At 65.5% G+C, this 6865-nt stretch carries 9 protein-coding genes; 5 read left to right on the top strand and 4 right to left on the bottom strand.

Annotation, left to right across the window (positions count from 1 at the left end; genetic code table 11):
* Positions 1-123: 123 nt before the first annotated feature.
* Positions 124-1164, bottom strand: coding sequence for an ACR3 family arsenite efflux transporter (gene arsB / locus TVH25_RS07625; protein WP_169621084.1), 1041 nt, complete (start codon positions 1162-1164; stop codon positions 124-126).
* A 35-nt stretch (positions 1165-1199) separates the two neighbouring features.
* Positions 1200-1601, bottom strand: a complete 402-nt coding sequence (locus tag TVH25_RS07620; protein ID WP_169620980.1) for an ArsR/SmtB family transcription factor — start codon at positions 1599-1601, stop codon at positions 1200-1202.
* Between the two features lie 64 nt (positions 1602-1665).
* On the opposite strand from TVH25_RS07620, the gene TVH25_RS07615 reads away from it, so the two are divergent.
* From TVH25_RS07615 to TVH25_RS07605, 3 genes are all read left to right on the top strand, one after another.
* Complete coding sequence (locus tag TVH25_RS07615) at positions 1666-2088, top strand: low molecular weight phosphatase family protein (protein ID WP_169620981.1); 423 nt, start codon at positions 1666-1668, stop codon at positions 2086-2088.
* Positions 2089-2172: 84 nt separating this feature from the next.
* Positions 2173-3198 carry a cell division protein ZapE gene (gene zapE, locus TVH25_RS07610; RefSeq protein WP_346765103.1) on the top strand — a complete coding sequence of 342 codons (1026 nt, stop codon included), beginning with the start codon at positions 2173-2175 and terminating at the stop codon, positions 3196-3198.
* Between the two features lie 62 nt (positions 3199-3260).
* Positions 3261-4598, top strand: a complete 1338-nt coding sequence (locus tag TVH25_RS07605; RefSeq protein ID WP_422423733.1) for a class I SAM-dependent methyltransferase — start codon at positions 3261-3263, stop codon at positions 4596-4598.
* Between the two features lie 25 nt (positions 4599-4623).
* Here TVH25_RS07605 and TVH25_RS07600 read toward each other — a convergent pair whose 3' ends face one another.
* Entirely contained in the window at positions 4624-5076 is a 453-nt protein-coding gene (locus TVH25_RS07600) for a PPOX class F420-dependent oxidoreductase (RefSeq protein ID WP_169652803.1), read from the bottom strand.
* Positions 5077-5170: 94 nt separating this feature from the next.
* On the opposite strand from TVH25_RS07600, the gene TVH25_RS07595 reads away from it, so the two are divergent.
* Both TVH25_RS07595 and TVH25_RS07590 read left to right on the top strand, forming a co-directional pair.
* Positions 5171-5455 (top strand): ArsR/SmtB family transcription factor, encoded by a 285-nt coding sequence (locus tag TVH25_RS07595; protein ID WP_169620984.1) that lies wholly within the window; start codon positions 5171-5173, stop codon positions 5453-5455.
* Positions 5452-5871 carry a VOC family protein gene (locus tag TVH25_RS07590; protein ID WP_296550330.1) on the top strand — a complete coding sequence of 140 codons (420 nt, stop codon included), beginning with the start codon at positions 5452-5454 and terminating at the stop codon, positions 5869-5871. The genes TVH25_RS07595 and TVH25_RS07590 overlap by 4 nt, the downstream gene beginning before the upstream one ends.
* Here TVH25_RS07590 and TVH25_RS07585 read toward each other — a convergent pair whose 3' ends face one another.
* Positions 5872-6633, bottom strand: a complete 762-nt coding sequence (locus TVH25_RS07585) for a class I SAM-dependent methyltransferase (RefSeq protein WP_422423732.1) — start codon at positions 6631-6633, stop codon at positions 5872-5874.
* Positions 6634-6865 lie beyond the last annotated feature (232 nt).

Genomic DNA, 6865 nt, shown 5'->3' with positions numbered 1-6865 from the left:
TTTTTCCACGCCCACGACGGCATACGCGATGTAGAGAGGTCTCGTGGGCGCGGTGTTGGGTATAAGAGACAGCCGCCCGGGGGTGTGTCCGGGAGGACGGGGGCTGCCGGTGTCCGGCGTGATTCAGGATGCGGTGGAGGCGGGGACTCGCACGAATCGCTTTCGCAGCGCGAGCGAGACGTACACGAGCGCAACGAGTACCGGCACCTCGATCAACGGGCCAACCACTCCGGCCAGTGCCTGTCCCGACGTGACGCCGAACGTCGCGATCGCCACAGCAATCGCCAGCTCGAAGTTGTTACCGGCGGCGGTGAATGCGAGCGTCGTCGTCCGCTCGTACCCGAGGCCCACGGCGGCACCGAACAGGTAACCACCGCCCCACATGAGAGCGAAGTACGCCAGCAACGGCAATGCGATCCGCGCGACATCCCAGGGCTGCGACGTGATCCGGTCGCCTTGGAGCGCAAAGAGAATGACGATCGTGAACAGCAAACCGTACAGCGCCCACGGGCCGATCTTCGGAATGAATCGGGTCTCGTACCACTCCCGGCCCTTGGCCTTCTCGCCGAAGTGCCGCGTCAGGAAACCGGCGACCAGGGGGATGCCGAGGAAGATCAATACCGATCCGGCAATCTGCCACGGCGACACATCGAGCGTGGTCTGCTCGAGCCCGAGCCAGCCGGGCAGCACCGAGAGGTAGAACCAGCCGAGCACGGCGAACATGACGACCTGGAAGACGGAATTGATCGCGACCAGCACGGCAGCAGCCTCGCGATCACCACACGCGAGGTCGTTCCAGATGATCACCATCGCGATGCACCGTGCCAGTCCGACGATGATCAAGCCCGTGCGGTACTCCGGCAGGTCCGGGAGCAGCAACCACGCAAGCGCGAACATCAGGGCGGGGCCGAGCACCCAGTTGAGCACCAGCGACGAGATCAGCAAGGTGCGGTCGCCGATGACCGTGTCGAGGCGGTCGTAGCGGACCTTCGCCAGCACCGGATACATCATGATCAGCAGACCCAGTGCGATCGGCAAGGAGATGCCGTCGATCTCGATGACGCTCAATGCGTCCCCGAGTCCGGGGATCATGCGGCCCAGCAGGAGACCGGCGACCATGGCGATGCCGATCCAGACGGGCAGGAACCGGTCGAGGGTCGACATCTTGCCGACGACCGGCGGACGTCCGGTGGTGGCGGTCACGAGAGTGTCTCCTGGAGTGGGTCGTTCGGCGAGCAGGACGAGGCGGGCAGCGCTCCGGATTCGATCGCCAGCACTGCGGACAGTTCTTCGAGAGCGGCGGGGACCACTCGGTAGTACACCCAGGTGCCGCGACGCTCACAGTCCAGCAACCCGGCTTCGCGCAACACCTTGAGGTGGTGGGAAATGGTGGGCTGCGCCAGGTCGAAAGCGGGACTGATGTCGCACACGCATGCCTCGCCACCCTCGTGGCTCGCGACCATGCTGAGCATTCGCAAGCGCACCGGATCACCGAGCGCTCTGAACATCCGGCCCAGGTCGGCGGCTCGCTCGGAGGACAACGGCTCACGTCCGATCGGCGGGCAGCAAGGCGCGACCACGCTCGACAACTGATTCGACATATGTCTATATTGACGTTCATCGATACAACGCGCAAATGGGCATCGCCCGAAAGGACCTACCATCTTGTCCACTGCTTCGGTGCTGTTCGTGTGTGTCAAGAACGGCGGAAAGTCCCAGATGGCCGCAGCGCTCATGCGCAAGTTCGCCGGCGACCGCGTGACCGTCCATTCGGCCGGCACAGCGCCCGGATCGTCCCTCAACGCCTTGTCGGTGCAGGTACTCGACGAGGTCGGCGCACCGACCGACGGCGAATATCCCAAGCCGATCGATCCGCATCTCCTGAGCGAGGTGGACCTGGTCGTCACTCTGGGCAGTGAAGCCCGCGTCGATGCGCCCGCCACCGTCGTCGTGGAGAACTGGAACACCGACGAACCGTCGGAGCGCGGTATCGACGGGATCGAGCGTATGCGTCTGGTCCGCGACGACATCGCCGCGCGCGTCGACGAACTCACCGCCCGGTTGCTCACGGCCGCGGACGGACGATAACCCGACTCGTTCCCGTGGGCCACCCGGGGCGAGCGTGAGTGAAATCTCGGTCTCGCCGTCGCCCGCGGGCGTTAGGGTTCGACCGTGCGCAGGAGATTCGGAACACCGCCGCCTCGTCGTGCGCTCGGGGTGACCATGTCGGTGTTCGACACGACTGCACAAGAATTGGGCTTCGCTCTCGACGCCGCACAACAGCGTGCGGCCGACGTCCTCGCGGACTCCGACCGGAACGTGTATCTCTGGGGTCCCGTGGGCAGGGGCAAGAGTTGGCTGATGGCAACCTATTTCGCCGCAGTACCGACCGACCGGAAGAAGCGCATCCACTTCCACGAGTTCTTCCGCGATCTGCACCTCGCCATCCGGCGACACCGCAGCAACCTTTCGGCCGCCTTGGACGAACTGCTGCACGACGTGGACCTACTGTGCTTCGACGAATTCCACGTTCACGACCCGGCGGACGGAAAGTTCATCGCCCGGTTGATGCCCGCGCTTCTCGACCGGCGCATCCGGGTAGTGCTGACCTCGAATTACGCGCCCCGGTCCTTGCTTCCCAACCCGCTGTTCCACGACGACTTCCTCCCCACGATCGAATTGATCGAGAGTTCCCTGGCGGTAGTCGAGATCGACGGTGCCCTCGACTACCGCACCACATCCCGGCACGAGGCGGGGTTCGCCGCCGGATGGTGGGTCTCGCCGGGAACGGCCGAACAACGTGCTCGTCTCGGGCTCCGCTCACCACACCCAGACGAGCGGCGAATCCTCACCCCGGCGGGCCACCCTGTGCATGTCCGCCGGGCCACGGGGCATTCTCTCTGGTTCGATTTCGGCGAACTCTGCGGAACCACCACCGCCCCGGTCGACTATCTCGCGCTCGCGGCGCACCACTCCGATTGGGTGATCGACGGTGTGCCGGATCTTCGCACCGTCGGGAGGGAACCTGCCCAGCGTTTCGCCAACGTCGTCGACGTGCTTTATGACCGAGACGTGACTCCGATTTTCCTCGCGGACACGTCGGTGGACAGCCTCGTCGGCGGTGCTCGGCTTCCCGTCGATATCGCACGGATCGTGAGCAGGCTAGGACAACTGGGAACTGCGGCACACGAACCGTAAGCACGTTCCGCCGACTTTCCGGATCGGGAGACGCCCGACCTCGTGTCGTTTACCGTCGAGCGATGAACGCCGACACCACGCGGTCCGCAGCCGTCCGGGTACGAGACGCATTCGAAAAGATCCTGGGTATCCCAGTGCCCGTGCGGGTTCGATGCTGGGACGGTTCCGTCAGTGGGCCGGACTCGCCCGCGACGGTGGTGTTCCGCAACCGCCGCGCGATCCGCAGAGTGTTGTGGTCGCCGGGCGAACTGGGACTGGTGCGCGCGTATATCGCCGGCGACCTCGAGATCGACGGCGACGTGTACGCGCTGTTGTCACTGCCCGGTCTTGTGAACCGGGTCGGGGCGTTCGATATCCGGGACGCCCGCCGGGCACTCGGCGGTGTCTGGGAGTTGGCCCGTCTCGGCGGCGTCGGGCTGCGGCCGCGACCGCCCGCGGTCGAGGTACCGCGCCGGCGCGGCATCAAGCACAGTCGCGCCCGCGACGCGTCGTCGGTGTCGCACCATTACGACGTCGGCAACGCGTTCTACCGGATTTTTCTCGGTCCGAGCATGGTGTATTCGTGCGCGTACTGGGACGAGACGGCCGACGGTCTGGACGCCGCGCAGCGCGCCAAGCTCGACCTGGTGTGCCGCAAACTCGGCTTACGGCCGGGGATGCGACTGCTCGATGTGGGCTGTGGGTGGGGGTCGATGGCGATCCACGCTGCGCGCCACTACGGCGTCGACGTGGTCGGCGTGACGCTGAGCCGCGAACAGGCGGCGTGGGCACGGAAAGCCGCAGCGGAGGCGGGCCTGTCGGATCGGCTCGAGTTCCGTGTCCAGGATTACCGCGATGTCGACGACGGGCCGTTCGACGCGATCTCGAGCATCGGGATGTCGGAGCACGTCGGGGATGCCGCGCTGCCCACCTACGCCGCCACACTGCACGGACTGTTGCGGCCACAGGGTCGGCTGCTGAACCACGCCATCGCCGCGGTCAGCACCCGAGATCCCGGCGGTAACGACAAGCCGGGCCTGATCCAGAACTACATCTTTCCCGATGGCGAGATCCTGCCGCTGAGCCGCACCGTGGACGCGTTCGAGCAGGTCGGTCTCGAAGTGCGCGACAGCGAGGCATTGCGCGAGCACTATGCGCTCACGCTCCGGGAATGGGTGCGCCACCTGCAGGAATCGTGGGACGATGCTGTCGCCTCCGTCGGTGCCGAACGAGCGCGCACATGGCTGCTGTATCTCGTGGCCAGCGCTCTCGGATTCGAGGAACCCGGCAGGCTCACCATCCACCAGGTGCTCGCCGTGCGTCCCGCAGACGACGGAGCGAGCGGTGTGCCCCGGACGCGATCACAGTGGCTCGCCCCCGCGTCGACGACGCGTGAGCCGGACGCTGCCGAAGCCCCCTGACCGCGTCCGGGACGGTTCGAAGAGGTCACGACGGCGGAAACCCTCCGGTGGCTACCGGTCCCCAGCGCTCGATGCGGATGCGGATCAGCGACTTGTTCTGGCGGGCCATGGCCTCGCGGTATTCGTTCCAGTCCGGGTGTTCCCCCGCGATGCTCCGGTAGTACTCGACCAGTCCGTCCAGTGCGTCGGGCATGTCCAGGACTTCGGCATGTCCATCGACCTGCACATACGGTCCGTCCCAGTCGTCCGACAGCACACACACCGACACGCGGGGGTCCCGCCGGACATTGTGGGACTTGGCTCGTTGCGGATAGGTGGAGACGACGATGTTCCCCTCGGCATCGAGGCCGCAGGTGACGGGCGACATCTGGGGACTCCCGTCCGCACGGAACGTCGTGAGGACCCCTCGGTGGCGTGGACGGAGAAACTCGAGAAGTTCGTCGCGCTCGACCTTGTCGGCAGTGGCTGTGCGAGGCATGTCGGACCTTTCGCTCGGGGGCGTCGTCGTCCCACCGTGGATTCTGCGCCGGAAAGTATTGATAGGCAAGCGCTGACTTGCCTATAGTGGGGAGGTGGTCACCGTCTATCGTGCGCTCGACGACGAGACGAGGCGCATCATTCTCGACGAATTGGCGGCGAGCGACGGCAAGACACTGTTCGAAATCTGTTCCCGTCTCACGATGGAGCACGGGCTCGGCCTTACACGCCAGGCGATTTCGCAGCACCTCGGCGTTCTGGAGTCGGCCGGGCTGGTCGTCACCGAGCGACGGGGCAGGTCCAAGTTCCACTACTTCAATTCGGAGCCACTCACCGAGATCACCAGGCGATGGCCCATCGGCGAAGGAAGAGAACCATGAGACTCGACATGACGAGCGTGTACGTCGACGACCAGCAGGCAGCCCTCGAGTTCTATACCGAAGTGCTGGGATTCACGAAACGCCACGAGATTCCTCTCGGTGACGACTGGTGGCTCACCGTCGTCTCTCCCGATGCTCCGGACGGTCCCGAACTGCTGCTCGAGCCGTCGCATCACCCCGCCGTGAAGCCCTACCGGGATGCACTGGTGGAGGACGGAATTCCCTTGGCGCAGTTCACTGTCGACGATGTCGACGCCGAGTTTGCGAGGCTGACCGCACAAGGCGTGGTCTTCACGCAGCCGCCGACCGATATCGGCACGGTAGTCGTCGCGGTCTTCGACGACACCTGCGGCAATCTCATCCAGATCGTCGCGCCGAAGCCGGATCCGGTGGGTGAAGCACCTCTTTCGCAGTGATCACAGCACCCCGAGTCGCACGGTCACCGGCCAGGTGATCCGCCGTCTCCGGGTCGGCTCACCCCAGAGGCTGCGCAGGTCCGCCGCGAAGGAGTGGAGCATCGGCGTCTGCTGGGCGGCTTCGACGGCACGTACGGCAGACCACGTCGAGATATAGCCGAGTGTGTCGTCCACGGTCCACTCTTGGTGGATCTCCATCGGCGGTGCCGGGACCTCCGTGAACGGAAATTCGATATCGGCGTATCCGTTGTCGACGAGTCGCCGTTCCGGAGGCCAGTACGGTCCGATCTCGAACCGGTAGAAGTCCTGGAATCGCGCGTCGAGGTCCGGCCCGAACTGCATCACGCCGTAACTGACGAGCGCGAGCACCGCCTGATCGGCCGCGATCCGGCGCACCTCGGAATAGAACGCACGCCGATCGAACCAGTGTGCCGCCTGCGCTGCCGTGATCAACGCGGTGCTCCGGTCGAGGATCGGCATGTTCTCGGCGGCGGCGACGACATACCGAATCCCTTCGGCCGCACGAGCATTGCGAAGTTGATCGACGCTGGGGTCCGACCCGACGACCGTATCGAAGTACGGGGCGAGCTGTGTTGTCAGCTGGCCGTTTCCGCAACCGGCATCGACCGCGAGCCCATACGACGGAGCAAGGGACGCCAAGAACCTCGCGAGGCCGGCGGGGTACTCGGGACGGAACCGTGCGTACGCCTCGCCGCCCCGATCGAACCAGTTCTTCGGTGGCCCTCCCTCTGCCTCGGACACGCTCGTCCCCTTCCGTGGGTGGCCGGCGTGCCCACCAGCCAGTAGTCGACCGTCGGGGCTGTGCGCCGTAAGGAAAACGTTAGGAACGGTACCTCGGGGCGTCAGGATTCCGCATGGATCCACGTCGCCGGCCCGGAGGAGTGCCAGCGTGGCATTTCGGGCGCCGACCGGCGCTCACTGCGCCGACGACAAGGGAAGACGACATGGCAGACACCGCGTATGTGGTGCTGAT

Source organism: Rhodococcus sp. 7Tela_A2, assembly GCF_049311045.1.
GTDB lineage: Bacteria > Actinomycetota > Actinomycetes > Mycobacteriales > Mycobacteriaceae > Rhodococcus.
This window is presented reverse-complemented; position numbering and strand designations above follow the sequence as displayed.

Coding starts and splice junctions, on each gene's coding strand:
- arsB (WP_169621084.1), bottom strand. CDS start 1,164: ATGTCGACCCTCGACCGGTTCCTGCCCGTCTGGATCGGCATCGCCATG.
- TVH25_RS07620 (WP_169620980.1), bottom strand. CDS start 1,601: ATGTCGAATCAGTTGTCGAGCGTGGTCGCGCCTTGCTGCCCGCCGATC.
- TVH25_RS07605 (WP_422423733.1), top strand. CDS start 3,261: ATGAACGCCGACACCACGCGGTCCGCAGCCGTCCGGGTACGAGACGCA.
- TVH25_RS07600 (WP_169652803.1), bottom strand. CDS start 5,076: ATGCCTCGCACAGCCACTGCCGACAAGGTCGAGCGCGACGAACTTCTC.
- TVH25_RS07590 (WP_296550330.1), top strand. CDS start 5,452: ATGAGACTCGACATGACGAGCGTGTACGTCGACGACCAGCAGGCAGCC.